The organism is Streptomyces sp. MNU89 (assembly GCF_020982505.1).
GTDB lineage: Bacteria > Actinomycetota > Actinomycetes > Streptomycetales > Streptomycetaceae > Streptomyces > Streptomyces xinghaiensis.
Map to the genome: position 1 here is coordinate 3,523,551 of NZ_JAJKLL010000001.1, position 16,020 is coordinate 3,539,570.

The following is a 16,020-nucleotide window of genomic DNA, read 5'->3' on the forward strand; positions in this document are numbered from 1 at the left end:
GGCCGGGACGGCAATCCCGATCGAGGGCCTGACCGATCAGGAAGTAGCGCCTTCCCGATGGCTGACCCGCAGTCTAACGCGCGCCTGCGCGCCGCCGCCGGAGCTCCGACCTCCGGCGTGATCCACCTCCGCACCCGCCTCACGGCCGACTTCACCGTGATCTCCAACGCCCTCGCCCAGCGGCGCGGCAGCGCGGTCACGATCGGCGTCGCGGCCTACATCCTCTCCCTGCCCGACGGCTCCCCCGTGAGCATCGCCGCGCTCTGCGAGCACTTCACCGAGGGGGAGATCCTGATCTCCCGGGCGCTGAAGGAGCTTGAGCGGGCGGGGTACTTGGAACGCCGACGCGAGCGGCTGCCCTCCGGGCGGATCCGCACCCGGACGTACGTCCGCGACGTGCCGGGCTCCGGCCCCGATCCGGACGGGCCTCCTCCCGGGCCGCCGAGGCCGCGCCGGACCGGACCCCGGAAGCGGTCGGTCCCGGCGGCGGCCGCACCCGCACCCGTACCGGCGTCCGCGCCCGCTCCGCCGCCCGCGCGGAGTGAGGCGGAGCGGCCGACCCCGCTCACCGACGCCGCACCGCAGCCCGCCACCGGCCCGGGGCTTGCCGCTCAGTCCCGGGAACCCGGCAACCCGCAAGCAGCCACCGACCCCCGAGCCATCGCCGTACTTGCCGCCCTGCGCCGAGCCGATCCGCGTCTGGTCCTCTCCACGCAGGAGGCCGCGCGTCTCGCACCGGCCGTCGCCCAGTGGCTCGCTGCGGGCGTCGAAGCACCACAGATCACCGAACTGCTGACCACCGGGCTCCCGGACCGCTTCCACGCCCGCCCGGCAGGCATCCTCGCCTTCCGACTGCGCGAAACACCCCTCCCCGCCCAATCTCCACCCCCACCGGCGCACCCCGTGAACCACCCGGCCGTCCTGCCCTTCCAGACCTGCGACGGCTGCGAACGCGCGTTCCGCGCCCCGGTGCCCGGACGCTGCCGGGACTGTCGCTCCGAGGAGGCGCTGCGTGCGGCCGGTTGAGACGGTGAGCCGATGTGCGCTCGGGCCGCAGGTGGAAGGCTTGGTGTGCGACCATGCGAGCCTCGGCACGGGAAAGAGCTGGATCATGGTCGACCGGTTCACGGACGGACTCCTGACGCCCACGGAAACGTCCTCCTACCTTGAGATCCCGCAGTCGACCCTCAAGTCGTGGCTGAAGGGCCAGGCCGCCGGAGCGCCCCTCGTCCACCAGGTGGAGCCCGTACGGACGGGGCAGCCATCGGTACCGTTCATCGCCGTCGCCGAGGCACACGTACTCCGTTCTCTGCGCTCCCTGGGCCTGCGGATGAGCGAGATCAGGGAAGCCGCAGCCGCCGTGCGGGATGCCTTCGACACTCCTTACGGCCTTGTTTCGAAGCGGATCGCCACGGATGGCGTGGACATCTTCGTGGAGCACGGATTCGGGGATCTTCGCCGGGCCAGAGATGGTCAAGCACCGATCCAGGAGGTGGTCTCCGACTACCTTCGCTATCTGACCTGGCAGCCGGACGACGACTTCCCCTCCAGTCTGCGGCTGAGGCAGTACCCGGACTCCGTGCCGGTCCTGATCGATCCCCGGTTCGGGCACGGCCGCCCCGTCGTGGCCGCCAACCGCGTCCCGGTGAAGGCCATCACCGATCTCTGGGAGGCCGGGGAGACCGTCGAGGACATCGCGTACGACTTCGACATGACGCCGGAACAGGTCGACGCCCTGTGCCATGCAGTGGTGCGCCTTGCCGCCTGAGTTCTTCCTCGACCGGAACCTCGGCCGCCGTGTCGCCGAAGGGCTGAGGTCCTGCGGGTGGATCGTTCACCGGATCGGCGAGGTCTTCCCGGATGACGGGCAGGACGTTCCCGACGAGGAGTGGATCACCCACGGGCCCGACCGGTCCTGGGTGCCGCTGTCGAAGGACGGACGGATCAAGACCCGGGATCTGGAGATCCAGCCCGTCCTGGAGCGCGAGGCGGTGCTGTTCTACCTGGACAACCAGCAGCTTCGCAGCAAAGAGATGGTCGAACGGCTCGTCGCGCGCCGCGATGCGATCCACCGGGCCGTCGAGAAGGGCGGCCCGGCGGCTTGCGCGGTGCGGCACGACCGCATCGAACGCACGTGGCCCTGACGGGCGGTTGGGGCTGCCCGCCTCTCACGCTCAAGGACTCAGGTCCAGAATGCGGACCGGCTGCTCCTTCCACAGGTGCGTCCGGGACGCTGCGGTCGGTGGTCCCGCCGTCCGTGGCCGGTGGCGGTGGCCGGTGTCAAGACGCCTCAGGCGGCGCCGCGTTCACCGGCGGGCCGGCGGCGGAGGCCCGGCTGCTGGAGAGCCGGCGGCACGTAGGCCTGGTCGAGCGGGCCTACGTCGGTGCCCGGCGGGACGATCTCGTCGATCCGGTCGAGGAGGTCGTCGGTGAGCGTCACGTCGATGCCGGCGAGCAGGTCGTCGAGATGGTTCATGGTGCGCGGTCCGACGAGTGCGCTCGTCACACCGGGATGGGCGATGGCGAAGGCCATGGCGAGGTGGGTGAGCGGCAGGCCCGCCTCCCCTGCGAGCGAGGTGAACCGCTCGACGGCGTCGACACGGCGCTCGTCGGTCATGTGCCGGAAGAAGCCGGCGCGGCGGAGTTCGTTCGGCCCACCCTTGCGGACGCGCCCCGTGAGCAGCCCCTGCCCGAGCGGGCCCCACACCAGCGTCCCCACGCCGTGGCGCTGGGCGACCGGCAGCACCTCGCGTTCGATACCGCGGTCGAGCAGCGAGTACGGCGGCTGCTCCGTGTGGAAGCGTGCCAGACCGCGCCGCTCGGCGACCCACTGGGCATCCAGGATGTCGGACGCCGGCATCGTGGACGTCCCGATCGCCCGGACCTTCCCGCTGCGGATCAGGTCGGAGAGCGCGGAGAGCGTCTCCTCGATGTCCGTGGTGGGGTCCGGCCGCTGAATCTGGTAGAGGTCGATGTGGTCGGTCCGCAGACGGCGCAGCGAGTTCTCGACCGCGGTCATGATCCAGCGCCGTGAGGCCCCCTGGTGATTGGGGTCGTCCCCCATCGGCCGGCTCACCTTGGTGGCGAGGACGACGCCGTCCCGCCGGCCCTGCAGCGCCTTGCCGACGACCTCCTCCGAGTCGCCGTAGGCGTCGGCGGTGTCGATGAGGTTGATATCCGCGTCCAGCGCCTTGTGGATGATGCGGGCCGAGTCGCCGGGGTCGGGGTTGCCGACGGACGTGGCGAACATCAGCGCGCCGAGCCCGTAAGGGCTGACCTTGATCCCGGTTCGCCCGAGTGTGCGGTATCGCATGGGGGACAGTCCTTTGTTCGCTGGGAAGAGGGAGTGCACGACTGCACGACAGCGCCCGGCAGACCTCGCGGAGGCGGATGAACTGCCGTGCGGACGACAGCGGTCTGCCGCGCCGGGCTCCAGCGTGCGGCGGTGCGGGCGGCGGCGGGAGAGACGTCCTTGTCCGGGGACGGGCGGTCCCTGGCTGCGCCCGGCGGGCCGGGGCACAGTGGGGGCGTGGACAGAACCGAACTGGCCGACTTCCTGCGCCACTGCCGTGCCCGGCTCGCCCCCGCCGACGTGGGCCTGCCGCAGGGCGCGCGGCGCCGCACCCCGGGACTGCGCCGCGAGGAGGTGGCGCAGCTGGCGGGCATGTCCGCCGATCACTACACGCGGCTGGAGCAGGCCAGGGGCTCGCGCCCGTCCCGCCAGATGCTCGCCGCCGTCGCCCGCGCGCTGCGGCTGACCCGCGACGAACGGGACCACCTCTTCCACCTGGCCGGTGAGGAGCCCCCGCGCCATCGGCCGGTCACGGAGCACGTCCGCCCCGGCCTGCTGCTCGTCCTCGACCGGCTGACGGACACGCCCGCCCAGGTGGTGAGCGACCGCGGCGACATCCTCGCGCAGAACGCGATGGCCAGGGCACTCCACGGTGACGTCTCCACCCGCCCCGAAGCGGAACACAACATCGTCTGGCGGTACTTCACGGACCCCACCGCGCGGGAGCTCTTCCCGGCCGAGGACCGTGACCACGCCGGTCGCGCGGCGGTGGCGGACCTGCGCGCCACCCTGGCCCGCCGCCCGGACGACGCCCGGCTGGCGGGGCTCGTACGCCGACTCCGTGCCCGCAGCGAGGAGTTCTCGGCGCTGTGGGACGCCCACCACGTCGCCGTGCGCCGCACCGACGTCAAACGCTTCCTGCACCCCGTCGTCGGCTTGCTGGAGCTGGACTGCGAGGTCCTGCTGAATCCGGAGCACGACCAACGGCTGATCGTCTACACCGCTCGTCCGGGCAGCAGGTCCTACGAGCGGCTCGAACTGCTGCGCGTGGTCGGCCTCCAGGACCTCGCCCGGGACTCCGTCCCGGGCGGGGACAGCGGCCTGCCCGCCTAGGGTCGCGGCAGGCAGCGCAGATCACCGGTCGGCCCGGCACGGCGCCCGGCTCATCGGGAGGCGGCGGCGCAGCGGCGGGCCAGGCGCGCGAAGGCGTCGGTGAGTTCCGCGGGGCCCACGACCTCGAAGTCGGCGTCGAACCTGCCGACGGCGGCGGCGAGAGCCGGCCAGGACCAGGAGCCCAGGACGAGCCGGCAGCGGTGCGGCCCCAGATCCTCGACCGTTCCGTCGTGGACGTACGGGGCCACCTCGGCGGCGGGCAGGCCGAGGATCACCTCGCCCCGGCAGGGCCAGCCGTGGTCGCCGGGGCTGTCGGTGCTGTCGGAGCTCCCGTGGTCGCCGGGGCCGACGGGGTTCTCCGAGCCCCGGAACCTGGCGGTGACGAAGGCGGCCACGTCACCGCCGGGCAGTTCGCGGGGGTGAAACGGGGGCCGGTGGGGGTGCGCGGGGTGATGCGGTCGGCGCGGAAGGTGCGCCAGTCCTCGCGGTCGAGGTCCCAGGCGACGAGGTACCAGCGCCCGCCCCAGGTGATCAGGTGGTGGGGCTCGGCCCGGCGCGGTGGCGGCGCGCCGGTGCTGTCGTCGGCGCCCGGCACGGACGGGGAAGCGGACACGGACGCGGACACGGACCCAGGCGCGGAGATGTAGTCGAAGCGCAGTGTCTCGCGGGCGCGGACGGCGGCGCTGAGCGTCATCAGCAGCTCACCGCCGGCCCGCGGGGCCGGCCGATCGGCCGGCGGCTCGACGGCGGTGAGGCGGAGGGTGTCGACGCGGTGGCGCAGCCGGGCGGGCATGACCTGCCGGACGGTGGTCAGCGCGCGGGCCGCGGCCTCCTCGATACCGGCACCGCCGGTGGCGGCGGTCTTCAGCGCGATGGCCAGGGCGACGGCCTGCTCGTCGTCGAACAGCAGCGGTGGCAGTTGCGTGCCGGCGCCGAGCCGGTATCCGCCGTCGGGGCCCTTGGCGGCCTCGACGGGGTAGCCGAGTTCGCGCAGGCGGTCGACGTCGCGGCGCACGGTGCGCGGGCTGACGTCCAGCCGTTCGGCCAGCAACGCCCCCGGCCAGTCACGGCGCGTCTGGAGCAAGGAGAGCAACGACAGCAGCCGCGCGGAAGTCTTCTGCATGTTCTCCATGCTGCCCCGGGAAGAGGACACATCCTGTCCGCTACTGCTGCGACGGTGGTCCTCGAATCGACCGGGCCGCCGGGCCCGGGGACCCGTACCGCCACCGCCGGTCCGTGAGGGCTTTGGCTCTCGCGGCGAAGGGCCCGGTCCCGGTGGACCGGCGCGCTCAACGGCCCTTGAGACCGGGCGTGTCAGCCATCTTGTGTTGTTCCGAGGCGAGGGAGCCCATCATGTCCGTCAACGCAGTGACCCACCTCAACTTCCGAGGCGAAGCCCGCGCCGCCCTGGCCTTCTACCAGTCCGTCTTCGACGGGCAGTTGACCGTGGTCACCTACAAGGACGCCGACAACGTCCAGGACCCGGCGGAGGCGGACCAGGTGATGTGGGGCCAGGTCACCGCCGACAACGGGTTCCGGGTGATGGCCTACGACGTTCCCTCCAGCAAGCCGTGGGACCAGGGCGAGAACGCGTTCTTCCTCTCGCTGCGCGGCGATACGGCCGAAGAGGTCACCGCCTACTGGGACGGGCTCACCGAGGGCGCGACCGTCCTGCAACCGCTGGGCCCCGCGCAGTGGGCGCCGCTCTACGGCATGCTCAAGGACCGCTTCGGCGTCACCTGGGTCGTCGACGTCGCCGTCGCATACCCCGCGGGCTGACCGGCCCCGGCCCGGGCAGGCGGACACCCGCCGCCTCCCGGGCAATGCCCGACCACCGGCTCGCCGGAGATCGGCGACACGACACCAGGACGGCCCGACACCACGACGGCCCGACGGCAAGGAACGCTGATGAAGATGCGCGCCGGGGCGGACCGGAGTCCACGTCGGCAGCCGCAGGAAAGCCGCACCCGGCTCCCCGGGTACCACACGGGGAACCGCTGGGGCAGACCCCGGGAAGAAGGCAGACCCGTATGACCGTTCTGGACGACAGGGCCCTGGGCCGCGCGACACTCGCCCGGCAACTGCTGCTCGACCGGGCCGGCTTGCCGGCCGAAGACGCCATCGCCCATCTCGGCGGTCTGCAGGCCCAGGAGCCCCAGGAACCGTTCACCGGACTCTGGTCACGGCTGCGCGCCTTCGAGCCGTCGCACCTGTCCGGCCTGCTGACCGGGCGGCGCGTGGTGCGGACCCACCTCATGCGCCGCACCGTGCACCTGCTCACCGCCGACGACGCCCTGGACTGGCGTTCCCGCCACGAGAGCATGCTGCGCCAGCGGGTCCTCGGCGTCTACCGCGGCGAACTCGCCGGGGTCGATCTCGATGAACTCGCCGCGACGGGCCGGGCGGTGATGGCCGACGGCGAGCCCCGCACCATGAGCGAACTGCTGCAAGCCGTCGAGGAGCGACGGCCGGCCGCTGGGCAGTGGCCGACGGCGGGGCGGCGACGCCGCGCACTGGGCGAAATGCTGGTCCCGGCCCTGGTGCCCGCCGCGCAGATCCCGCCGCGCGGGCTGTGGCGCACCAGAGCCGGTGTGCGCCACGTCCTGCTCTCCGCCTGGCTCGGCCGTGAGGTCACCCCGTCCGCCCCGCACGGCACCGACCCCGTCGGCCAGGCCCTCGTACGGCGCTACCTGGCCGCGTACGGACCCGCCACCTCGGCGGATCTGCGCGCCTGGTGCGGCCTCGCGGGACTGCCCGCGGCGATCGCCGCGATACGCGAAGAACTGGTCACCTTCCGCGACGAGCGCGGCCGGGAACTCCTCGACCTGCCCGACGCTCCCCGCCCCGATCCCGGCACCCCGCCCCGGCCCGGTTCCTGCCCGCCTTCGACAACGCCGTCCTCGGCTACCAGTACCGCGCCAGGATCATCGACGACGCCCACCGCGGCCTGTCGGTCGCCGGCGAGCGCGTCGTCCTGGTCGACGGCCGGGTCTGCGCGACCTGGACCACCGACCGGGACGCCACCGTCACCGTCACCCCGCTGCGCCGCCTCTCCCGCACGGAACGCTCCGACGTCGCCGAAGAGGGCCGGGCACTGGCTTTGTTCCTCTCCGACAAGGAGAGCGACCGCGTGGAGATCACCGAGGATCCCTGACCCGCCCGGTGGGCACGGGTTCCGGATACGGACTCGCCCGCCGGGGCCCCTCACAGCCAGTCGTTGCGTTTGAAGCCGCGGTACATGAGGAGACAGCCGGTGGCGATCACGGCGAGGACGTACGGGTGGCCGTGGTGCCAGTGAGCGAACATTCTGGAGGCTTGACCGGATTCGGTGATCGGAGCCGTCAGGTGGAGGCGAGGATGGATCGTCCTCGGCGAGGAGGCGTTCCACCTGCTGGTGCACATCGCGTCGGTGCGGTTCGGCAGGCCGTTCAGCGTTGGCGTCGGACATGGTTGAGGCTCCCCAATCGAGACTTCCGGGATGCGAGTACGCGGCCCGTACTGAGGGGAGCCGTAGCCACCCAGCGCAGGCGCGTCCTCTGCCGAGCCGGGCCTTGCCCCCTACTGATCCAGGCCACCGGCCAAGGATGGGCACCGGGGCGGTGCCGATGGCGGTGCATCAGCGCGGGCAGCCAAGTGGCGGAGCCGAGCGCGCCCAGAAGCGACAGCGATCACCCAACGGATAATGTGCTTGGATGAGTTGAGGCCCCGCGCCAACTGTGCTGAAGAGCACTCAATCATGCCCTGGGCACCTCTGCCCAGTATGCTTCCCGCGTCTTCCTACCGCGATAGCCCAGGCCGGAGCCCACCATGACCGTAACCCGGTTGTCCGCAGCAGCCACGATCCTCTCGGCTGTGGCTGCCAGCTTGCTGCTCACTAGTTGCTCAGCCTCGGTTGACGTCGACAAGTCCACGCCCAAATTGTCCGCGGACAAGCTGGCGACCACCGTCTCCGAGAAGCTCGCCGCCACAACCGGTCAGCCGAAGCCACGCATTGACTGTCCTGAGAACCTCGCCGGTCAGGTTGGTAACACCACTCGGTGCAAGCTCACTGCGGACGACGGCAGCACCCTGGGTGTGTCGGTCAAGGTGACTTCGGTCGAGGGCGACCAGATCAACTTCGACATCAAAGCCGATGACAAAGCATCCCCGGCTAAGAACTGACGCCCTCGCCACTTCACGCCGGGTCCACCCAAGACTCTGCAGGTCTGAACAGATTCGAGTGTCGGTGATTGCAGCGCGCCAGGTAGTGGTGCTGTCCACCCGGCGGCGAGGTGAGAAGCCTCTCCAGGGGGCCCCTTGCGCATCGGGCAATTTCTGTAGCCCCACGGGGGAGAGATAGAGCCATGGCAAATCCGGGAGCAGGACAGACGGACAGCAACGGATGGGGTCCCCCCACCGGAACGATGCGGCTGAACGAGCTACCTGACGACCGCAGATGGTTTACCGGTTCCTCGGGATCCGCCGCAGGAGGGAAGGATCTCACATCCTCGTCGGCCGAAAAAAAGGCTGCGGCGAAGGCCATCGAGAACCACATCGAGCCCGGTACCCGCAAGGCTGGCAACTGGGCGGACACGGACACCGGCGAGGCTGTCAAGGGTTTTCGTGACGGATGGCTCACCTCAGGGGCTTTGAAGAAGGCACATGAGACGTGGGGCGAACAGGTCCGAAATCTCATGAATCGACTCGCGTCGGAGAAGGCGGCGCTGCGGAGTGCCAACACTGTGCTGACGGGCACGGATCTTGAAGCCGGGGCGAGTACGCGCTCAGTGTCGGTGATCGAGGGGTACTGAAAGGGCTGCGCGAAGGACTCGGTCCTGTAGATCTGCACCGGCCGACGGGCCGTCGGGCAAGGAAGAACGGGGGAATTCATGCCGACATATCACGAGATCAGGAACACAGACCTGTCCTTACTCACCACTGCCGCCAGCCGCTGGGATGGAATGGCGAAGCAGTTCCGCAACCAGGAGATCGCCTACAAGCGGGATGTGCACGGCATTTCGATGGGCAACACCTGGACTGGACTGAGCGCGGAAGCCGCTAACCACCGCTTTGCGGCGACCCTGAAGGAACTGCAGAACGCGCAGGTCCAAGCCAAGGCGGTGGCTTCGCTGCTGCGCGACGCGCATACACAGTTCACGGATCTGCGTAAGAAGCTCGATTCGGCCCGAGCGGATGCTCTTGCGGCCGACATGACGGTCTCGGAAGAGGGCGTGGTCGCCTTCGACACAGAAAAGTTCAGCGACAGCCAGCGCACCGCACTGCACCACGACCCCGGTTATCAGCAATCCGTGCGCACGGCCGTCAGCTCCTGGCAGGCTCGCATTGACAAGCTTGTGAAAGACATCGGAGATGCCGACCGTGGCGTCGAGATCGCTCTTCATGCGGTAGTGATCGATTCCGAGGGGAGCGACGGATCTTTTACCGGCTTCAACGGCCAGGCATTGGGCGACATTGAGAAGTACGAGGCCGCAGCGACCAAAGATGCCCGAACGAAGACTAACGGATGGGTCGCCGACGGTCAGGCATCCAGTTCCGGCCCCGGCGTCGGCACGTCCGCCAATGGGCCCGACACCGGATCCGGCAAGATGCGGGAGATTGGGGCGCATGCCGACCTAGGCCGCGCAGGTGCGGAGGGCTCACTCACCAACGGGCCGATGAAGCTCGCCGGAACCGCCGAAGCCTTCGCAGGCGCCAAAGCTTCCGCTAGCGGCGGCATCACCAACGAGGGAATCAAAGGCAGCGCAGGGGTCTTTGCAGGTGGCGAGGCCACGGCCTCAGGCCGCGCCGATGTCGGCCCCGTCGGCGTCTACGGGCGAACCGGGACCACTGCGGGGGCTGAGGCGAGTGTTAATTCCGGAGTCTCTCTTGATGACCTGGGAGCGGGCGCTGAGGCGTTTGCGGGCGCCAAGGGGTCCGTCGCCACCGGTGCGGACCTCGGGGGAATCGGGGTGGGCGTCACAGCCGAGGGATGGGCCGGAGCTGGTGCTGAAGCAAACCTGAACTACAGCAAGGACAATAGCGGCCTATGGGCATTCTCTGCTAAAGCGGGTATATCCCCCATCGTTGGTGGCGCTCTGGGCTTTGAGTTCACCGTTGACCCAGGGAAGGTCGCCGACACCGCGGGGGATGCCGCCGACGCTGTAGGGGACATGTTCGACAGCGTCCTTTAGCGCAAGTTTCGACAGGTGCACTGCCGTGATTGACGAGGATACGAGATGCCAGAACCTCTACCTGTACCGATCAAGTTCCAGTTGCCAGAAGGTTGGCGCGCTGCGCCTCCAGATGAAGTGGGCGCACCGGGCGCGGCCTTCGTTGCGCTACATCCACATCCGGATGCGGGCTTCACCGCGAACATCACGATCGACGGCGAATATCGCCCGGACACGGCGACGCTGCAGGAGATGGCTCACGAGTCCGTGGAGCGCGTGCGCCGGGCCTCTACATCGGTCGACGTTACCGAACACCGCGAGATCGGCTCGGCGGATGCCCCGGGCCTCACGCAGAGCCTAGCCATCTCGGCCGTCGCCGCCGGCGTGCGGCGCGAACTGATCCAGGTGCAGGTGTACCTGTCCATGCTCGACCCCGGTGATCTACGCAAGCGGGTGGTCGTCCGCCTGGTGCTAACCACCACCGCCTCCCAACACAGCGCCGTCCTGTCCGACTTCCAGGAGTTTCTGCGCACAGTCCATCCGGACACCGGCGCCGCTTCGTAGCGCGTCCGGCAGAGACTGTAGATCTTGCACCGGTGTCGTGCCCCCTCATAGGTTGCTTCCATGGGGCTCTTCGACAAGCTGGCCGGGACCAAGCGTCCTCCCGAGGGTGTAGCTCACGGCTCGGCCGAGGAGGTTCGGGCGGCCCTGCTCGGCCTCAACCAGCCTGATGTGCCGTACGTCATCCGCAACGGTGCCGCGGACCGCGCCGACTTGGTGGCGGAGTGGCGCATCGCGGAGCCCATCTGGCAGCCCTTCTTCATCCAGTCCCAGCTGACGCACGCCGTGCGGATACGCATGCGCCTGACGCCGGAGAACCACGAGGTACGTGCCCTTGAGGAGCAGTGGGGAGTCACCCGAGTCGGGAATCCGCCGCGGCTTGCGATCTCGTCGGAGTACTCGCGCGGACCGAACAGGACCGTCACCCGCCACTGGACGCTCGGCCGCGGGGACAGCGGACGTCTCGAAGCGACGGAGACTTTCCGCTTCGACGGCGCCGGCCTGCGGGACCCCCTGCGGGAGGCCGTCCTGAAGTCGGGCTGGACCTGGCGGGGAGTGCTCTTCGGCAAGCTGTGAGGCCGGTGGTGCCCTCTGGCTCCCCCGCCTCTGTACGGCGGCGGACATGCCCTCGGTGGTCAACGCGGCCGCCAGTGGCCGCCTCCGCCGATATCCAGCCGCGGCCGCCGGTGCACGGGCGTGCGGTCGGCCGGGTACCGCTCACCCGTCTCCGAGTAGCCGTTCCACCGTTTCCACCTTGGTGGTGAGGCCGTTCGTGACGCCCTCTCGGATGTCGGCCTTGAGGACGAGGCTGACGCGGCCCGCGCGGGCCTCGACCGCCTGGACGGCGCGCTTCACCACGTCCATCACTTCGTCCCACTCACCTTCGATGCTGGTGAACATCGCGTCGGTGCGGTTCGGCAGGCCGCTCTCCCGTACGACGCGTACGGCCTCGGCAACGTCTTCACCGACGTCCTCGCCGGATCCGATCGGCGTCACGGAAAACGCGACGATCATCGGTCATCACTCCCTCGGTTCTCGGGTGCTCAAGTGCCCGGGTGTCCCGCCACTGCTGCTGGTCCGATCATGCACCGGGCGGGTGTCGTCCCCTCACAGCCGGGTGGCGCGGAGTGAGTAGAGCAGGGGACGAGGGGCGGTCGGCTGGGCGGCGGGGGCCGGGTCGGCGGGGTTCGAGGGAGCCGAAGCGCTGGAAGCGGGTGATGTCGTGCTCGTGGAGGAAGTCGACGCGCAGGCCCGCCTCGGCGACGGCGGTGACGACCTCGCCCATCGGGTGGCGGACGGCCTGGGTGTCGAAGTCCGGGTGGCTGTCCGGCGTGTCGTCGAACGGGTCGCGGCTGAAGTGGTCGCGCACTATCCGGGCGCCCATCTCGTCGTCGAGGACGCCGGTGAGCGGGTGGAACTCGGTGAGGTGGAGGAAGCCTCCCGGGGCGACCAGGGCCGCCGCGGTCTCGGCCCAGCGCCGCAGGTCGGGGAGGCGGGAGAGGGTTCCGGCGCCGGTGTGGACGATGTCGTACGCGGGGTCCGGCACGGCCTGCGCCGCGTCGTAGAGGGGGGCGGTGACGAAGGCGGCGCGGTCCGGGCCGAGGCCCAGGTCGGCGGCGAGCTCCCGGGCGGCCTCCACGGCGGCCTCGGAGCTGTCGAGGCCGACGACGTGCCGGGCTCCCTGCCGCGCCCAGGAGAGGGTGTCCAGGCCACTGCGGCAGCGCAGGTGCAGCAGTGTTCTGCCGGTGACGTCCCCGACCCCGGACGCCTCGATCTCTCGGATCGTGTCCTGTCCGTGCCGGAAGGCGTCGAGGTCGTCGGAATCCTCCGGCTCGGGCCAGTCGTCGGGGGCGGCGCGTCTCGCATGCATGCCGGGCACGTTATCCACAGGCGGCGGACCGCACCAGCGGCTTGTCCCACGCCTCCCGCAGAATGGGGGCATGACCGACGAGACCTCTGCCCGCTCCTCCGCCCTGCCCGCGTCCGCCGCCACCGGGGCCGCCGCGCCCTCCGGGCCCGGTGTGCCCGACTGGGAGCTGCGGTTCCGGGCCGCGCGGGTCGGCCTCCCCGAATGGGCGGAGGACGCCCCGGACCGCTCGCTGTTCGTCTCGAACGCCACGGGCGTTTTCGAGCTGTACGCCTGGGACCGCTCGACGGGCGCGCAGCGCCAGGTCACGGACCGGCCGAACGGCACGACGGACGGCGTGCTGAGCCCGGACGGCCGGTGGATCTGGTGGTTCCGCGACACGGACGGGGACGAGTTCGGCGTCTGGATGCGGCAGCCGTTCGAGGGCGGGGAGGACGTACCGGCGGTGCCCGGCCTCGACCCCTCGTACCCGGCGGGGCTGGCCCTGGGCCGGGACGGCACGGCGGTCGTCGGCCGGTCGGTGGACGAGTCCGCGGACGGCGAGGGGGAGGGCGGTTCGTCCCTCCATGTGGTGCGGCCCGGCGGTGAGCCGGTGGAGATCTACCGGCATCCGGAGTCCGCGGGGGTCGGCGATCTGTCGTACGACAGCTCCCTGATCGCCATTGAGCACACCGAGCACGGCGACGCCATGCACTCGGCGATCCGCGTCGTCACGCTCGACGGGAAGACGGTCGCCGAGCTGGACGACACCAAGGACGGCTCCGAGGAGCTCGGGCTGATGGTGATGGGCTTCGCGCCGGTGGCCGGCGACTCCCGGCTGCTGGTCGGGCACCAGCGCGGCGGCCGCTGGGAGCCGATGATCTGGGACCCGGTCACCGGCGAGGAGACCGCCCTCGCCATCGACCTCCCCGGGGACATCGGCGCGGGCTGGTCCCCCGACGGCTCGGCGCTACTGGTCGAACACAGCCACCAGGCCCGCGGCGAGCTGTGGTGGTACGACCTCGCCGGCCGCGAGCTGTCCCGGATCGACACGCCCGCCGGTACGGTCTCCGGCGCGACGGCGCGGCCGGACGGCACCGTGGAGTTCCTGTGGTCCTCGGCGGCGCAGCCGCCCGAGATCCGCTCGACCACCGGCCGGGTCGTCCTCGATCCGCCGGGAGCGAAGGCGCCGGGCTCGGTGCCGGTCACCGACGCCTGGGTGGACGGGCCGGGCGGCCGGGTGCACGCGCTGGTGCAGAAGCCGGCCGGCGAGGGGCCGTTCCCCTGCGTCTTCGACATCCACGGCGGGCCCACCTGGCACGACAGCGACGCCTTCGCCTCCGGCACGGCCGCCTGGGTCGACCACGGCTTCGCCGTCGTCCGCGTCAACTACCGCGGTTCCACCGGCTATGGCCGGGAGTGGACCGACGCCCTCAAGCACCGCGTCGGGCTGATCGAGCTGGAGGACATCGCGGCCGTCCGGGAGTGGGCCGTGGAGTCGGGGCTCGCCGACCCGGAGCGGCTGGTGCTGTCCGGCGGCTCCTGGGGCGGCTATCTGACCCTGCTCGGTCTGGGCACCCAGCCGGAGTCCTGGTCGCTGGGGCTGGCGGCGGTGCCGGTCGCGGACTACGTCACGGCGTACCACGACGAGATGGAGGCCCTCAAGGCGATGGACCGGACGCTCCTCGGCGGAACGCCGGAGGAGGTCCCGGAGCGGTTCGAGGCCTCGTCGCCGCTGACCTACGTCGACGAGGTGCGGGTCCCGGTCTACATCTCGGCCGGGGTGAACGACCCGCGCTGCCCGATACGCCAGGTGGAGAACTACGTCCGCCGCCTGGAACAGCGCGGCGTGCCGCACGAGGTCTACCGCTACGACGCCGGGCACGGGTCGCTCGTGGTGGAGGAGCGGATCAAGCAGCTGCGGATGGAGATCGACTTCGTGCGGCGGCACCTGGGGGTGTAACCAGCCGGCCGGGTCCCGAGGAGGACGGACGGGAGGCAGCCGGGGAGGGGTCAGGTCTTCGCCGTGGGTCCGCTCTCCCCGGCGGTGGCCTTCCCCGCCGGGGACGGAGAGACGGGCTCGGCCTCGGGCGCGGGCCCGGCGGATCCACCGGCCCCGGCGGACCCGCCTCCGGGCTCGGCGGAGGGTGCGGGCTCTCCCTCCGGCGACGGTGTGGCGGAGGGTGCCGGTCCGGCGGGCGGAGTCGGCGCGTCCGGGACCAGTCCGAGGGCCAGGTCGCGCTGGGTCTCCACCTCGCGGCGGAACAGGCGGAACCACATGAAGAGCACGAAGCCGGCGAAGACGAACCACTCACCGGTGTAGCCGAGGTTCTGGAACGCCTTGAGGTCGAGTCCGGTGTTCTGGGCGACGGCCGGGGGCACCGGGCGCAGGCCGTCGCTGCCCTCGGTCAGGGTGATCCAGGCGTTGTGCACGTCGTCCGGCACCACGTTGACGAGCGCGGCGGCGCTGATGATGCCGATCTGCCCCTCGGGCAGGCCGCCGGCGCGCGCTCCCTCGGACCTCCGGTTCTCCGGGGCCTGGAGCGCGCCGACGACCGTGACCTCGCCCTCCGGTGGCGCCGGTGCCTCCGCGGTGTTCGCGTCGCCGGGCAGCCAGCCCCGGACGACCGGCAGGGCGGGACCGTCACCGGTGCGCAGCAGGGTCAGGACGTAGAAGCCGTCCCGGCCGTCCAGCCGGCGTTCCGGGACGAGCAGTTGGGTGCCGTAGGTGCCGGTCGCCTCGGCGATCCGGCCGGTGGTCCGCTGGGTGACCGGCAGCAGGCCGGCCAGCGGCTCGGCGGTCTGCCGCGCCGTGGACTCCGCGCTCTGCTGCTGCTCCCGGTGCGAGTCGGCGCGCGCCTCGAACCGGCCGAGCTGCCAGCTGCCCATGAAGAGGCAGAAGGGAATGGCGAGTGCGGCGAAGACATTGATTCCCCACCATCGGGGAGTCAGCAGAAACCGGTACACACACCCACGGTACGGGGAGACGGCCGCGGAGCGGATGCCGGGGTGTGCGGGGCCCCGGCCCGTCCCCCCGGACGCACCGCCTCGTCCGGCGG

At 71.0% G+C, this 16,020-nt stretch carries 15 protein-coding genes and 3 pseudogenes; 13 read left to right on the top strand and 5 right to left on the bottom strand.

The annotated features are described in order from the left end of the window. Positions 1 to 57 precede the first annotated feature (57 nt). The 3 genes from E4N63_RS15105 (at position 58) to E4N63_RS15115 (ending at position 2,144) form a co-directional block, all read left to right on the top strand. Entirely contained in the window at positions 58 to 1,026 is a 969-nt protein-coding gene (locus E4N63_RS15105; RefSeq protein ID WP_230240929.1) for a hypothetical protein, read from the top strand. 85 nt (positions 1,027 to 1,111) lie between these two features. Next, positions 1,112 to 1,768 carry a DUF433 domain-containing protein gene (locus tag E4N63_RS15110; protein ID WP_043464844.1) on the top strand — a complete coding sequence of 219 codons (657 nt, stop codon included), beginning with the start codon at positions 1,112 to 1,114 and terminating at the stop codon, positions 1,766 to 1,768. Continuing rightward, positions 1,758 to 2,144: a toxin-antitoxin system, toxin component, PIN family protein gene (locus E4N63_RS15115; protein ID WP_125626945.1), complete on the top strand. Its 387-nt coding sequence runs from the start codon at positions 1,758 to 1,760 to the stop codon at positions 2,142 to 2,144. The genes E4N63_RS15110 and E4N63_RS15115 overlap by 11 nt, the downstream gene beginning before the upstream one ends. A gap of 146 nt (positions 2,145 to 2,290) precedes the next feature. Here the strand turns inward: E4N63_RS15115 and E4N63_RS15120 are convergent, their stop codons facing one another. Then, positions 2,291 to 3,313: an aldo/keto reductase gene (locus E4N63_RS15120; RefSeq protein ID WP_230240930.1), complete on the bottom strand. Its 1,023-nt coding sequence runs from the start codon at positions 3,311 to 3,313 to the stop codon at positions 2,291 to 2,293. A 216-nt stretch (positions 3,314 to 3,529) separates the two neighbouring features. On the opposite strand from E4N63_RS15120, the gene E4N63_RS15125 reads away from it, so the two are divergent. Further along, on the top strand, positions 3,530 to 4,405 hold the full coding sequence (locus E4N63_RS15125; RefSeq protein ID WP_125626947.1) for a helix-turn-helix transcriptional regulator: 876 nt from the start codon (positions 3,530 to 3,532) through the stop codon (positions 4,403 to 4,405). A 50-nt stretch (positions 4,406 to 4,455) separates the two neighbouring features. Here E4N63_RS15125 and E4N63_RS15130 read toward each other — a convergent pair. Further along, positions 4,456 to 5,528: pseudogene (locus E4N63_RS15130) on the bottom strand (helix-turn-helix transcriptional regulator). Positions 5,529 to 5,758: 230 nt separating this feature from the next. Here E4N63_RS15130 and E4N63_RS15135 point away from each other — a divergent pair. From E4N63_RS15135 to E4N63_RS15165, 8 genes and pseudogenes are all read left to right on the top strand, one after another. After that, on the top strand, positions 5,759 to 6,184 hold the full coding sequence (locus E4N63_RS15135) for a VOC family protein (RefSeq protein ID WP_230240931.1): 426 nt from the start codon (positions 5,759 to 5,761) through the stop codon (positions 6,182 to 6,184). A 251-nt stretch (positions 6,185 to 6,435) separates the two neighbouring features. Continuing rightward, positions 6,436 to 7,559: pseudogene (locus tag E4N63_RS15140) on the top strand (winged helix DNA-binding domain-containing protein). A gap of 174 nt (positions 7,560 to 7,733) precedes the next feature. Then, positions 7,734 to 7,859 carry a hypothetical protein gene (locus E4N63_RS30625; protein WP_268271010.1) on the top strand — a complete coding sequence of 42 codons (126 nt, stop codon included), beginning with the start codon at positions 7,734 to 7,736 and terminating at the stop codon, positions 7,857 to 7,859. Positions 7,860 to 8,212: 353 nt separating this feature from the next. After that, a complete protein-coding gene (locus tag E4N63_RS15145) occupies positions 8,213 to 8,566 on the top strand; it encodes a DUF4333 domain-containing protein (protein ID WP_230240932.1) in 354 nt (117 codons plus the stop codon). A gap of 242 nt (positions 8,567 to 8,808) precedes the next feature. Next, positions 8,809 to 9,195, top strand: coding sequence for a hypothetical protein (locus E4N63_RS15150; protein ID WP_230240933.1), 387 nt, complete (start codon positions 8,809 to 8,811; stop codon positions 9,193 to 9,195). Positions 9,196 to 9,345: 150 nt separating this feature from the next. Continuing rightward, positions 9,346 to 10,575 (top strand): hypothetical protein, encoded by a 1,230-nt coding sequence (locus E4N63_RS15155; RefSeq protein WP_230240934.1) that lies wholly within the window; start codon positions 9,346 to 9,348, stop codon positions 10,573 to 10,575. 45 nt (positions 10,576 to 10,620) lie between these two features. Further along, on the top strand, positions 10,621 to 11,118 hold the full coding sequence (locus E4N63_RS15160) for a hypothetical protein (protein WP_230240935.1): 498 nt from the start codon (positions 10,621 to 10,623) through the stop codon (positions 11,116 to 11,118). Between the two features lie 60 nt (positions 11,119 to 11,178). Then, positions 11,179 to 11,691, top strand: a complete 513-nt coding sequence (locus E4N63_RS15165; protein WP_230240936.1) for a hypothetical protein — start codon at positions 11,179 to 11,181, stop codon at positions 11,689 to 11,691. Positions 11,692 to 11,832: 141 nt separating this feature from the next. On the opposite strand, the gene E4N63_RS15170 is transcribed toward E4N63_RS15165, so the two are convergent. Both E4N63_RS15170 and E4N63_RS15175 read right to left on the bottom strand, forming a co-directional pair. Then, complete coding sequence (locus E4N63_RS15170) at positions 11,833 to 12,129, bottom strand: MTH1187 family thiamine-binding protein (protein WP_230240937.1); 297 nt, start codon at positions 12,127 to 12,129, stop codon at positions 11,833 to 11,835. Positions 12,130 to 12,222: 93 nt separating this feature from the next. Next, positions 12,223 to 12,985 (bottom strand): annotated as a pseudogene (locus tag E4N63_RS15175) (class I SAM-dependent methyltransferase). A gap of 70 nt (positions 12,986 to 13,055) precedes the next feature. Between E4N63_RS15175 and E4N63_RS15180 the strand changes: the two are divergent. Then, complete coding sequence (locus tag E4N63_RS15180) at positions 13,056 to 14,924, top strand: prolyl oligopeptidase family serine peptidase (RefSeq protein WP_230240939.1); 1,869 nt, start codon at positions 13,056 to 13,058, stop codon at positions 14,922 to 14,924. Positions 14,925 to 14,974: 50 nt separating this feature from the next. On the opposite strand, the gene E4N63_RS15185 is transcribed toward E4N63_RS15180, so the two are convergent. Further along, positions 14,975 to 15,928: an SURF1 family protein gene (locus E4N63_RS15185; protein WP_230240940.1), complete on the bottom strand. Its 954-nt coding sequence runs from the start codon at positions 15,926 to 15,928 to the stop codon at positions 14,975 to 14,977. Between the last annotated feature and the right edge of the window lie 92 nt (positions 15,929 to 16,020).

What these genes read in the sequence shown, in the direction of transcription:
- E4N63_RS15105 (WP_230240929.1), top strand. Translation starts at nt 58, where the DNA reads ATGGCTGACCCGCAGTCTAACGCGCGCCTGCGCGCCGCCGCCGGAGCT.
- E4N63_RS15110 (WP_043464844.1), top strand. Translation starts at nt 1,112, where the DNA reads ATGGTCGACCGGTTCACGGACGGACTCCTGACGCCCACGGAAACGTCC.
- E4N63_RS15120 (WP_230240930.1), bottom strand. Translation starts at nt 3,313, where the DNA reads ATGCGATACCGCACACTCGGGCGAACCGGGATCAAGGTCAGCCCTTAC.
- E4N63_RS15135 (WP_230240931.1), top strand. Translation starts at nt 5,759, where the DNA reads ATGTCCGTCAACGCAGTGACCCACCTCAACTTCCGAGGCGAAGCCCGC.
- E4N63_RS15145 (WP_230240932.1), top strand. Translation starts at nt 8,213, where the DNA reads ATGACCGTAACCCGGTTGTCCGCAGCAGCCACGATCCTCTCGGCTGTG.
- E4N63_RS15150 (WP_230240933.1), top strand. Translation starts at nt 8,809, where the DNA reads ATGCGGCTGAACGAGCTACCTGACGACCGCAGATGGTTTACCGGTTCC.
- E4N63_RS15155 (WP_230240934.1), top strand. Translation starts at nt 9,346, where the DNA reads ATGGCGAAGCAGTTCCGCAACCAGGAGATCGCCTACAAGCGGGATGTG.
- E4N63_RS15160 (WP_230240935.1), top strand. Translation starts at nt 10,621, where the DNA reads ATGCCAGAACCTCTACCTGTACCGATCAAGTTCCAGTTGCCAGAAGGT.
- E4N63_RS15165 (WP_230240936.1), top strand. Translation starts at nt 11,179, where the DNA reads ATGGGGCTCTTCGACAAGCTGGCCGGGACCAAGCGTCCTCCCGAGGGT.
- E4N63_RS15170 (WP_230240937.1), bottom strand. Translation starts at nt 12,129, where the DNA reads ATGATCGTCGCGTTTTCCGTGACGCCGATCGGATCCGGCGAGGACGTC.
- E4N63_RS15180 (WP_230240939.1), top strand. Translation starts at nt 13,056, where the DNA reads ATGACCGACGAGACCTCTGCCCGCTCCTCCGCCCTGCCCGCGTCCGCC.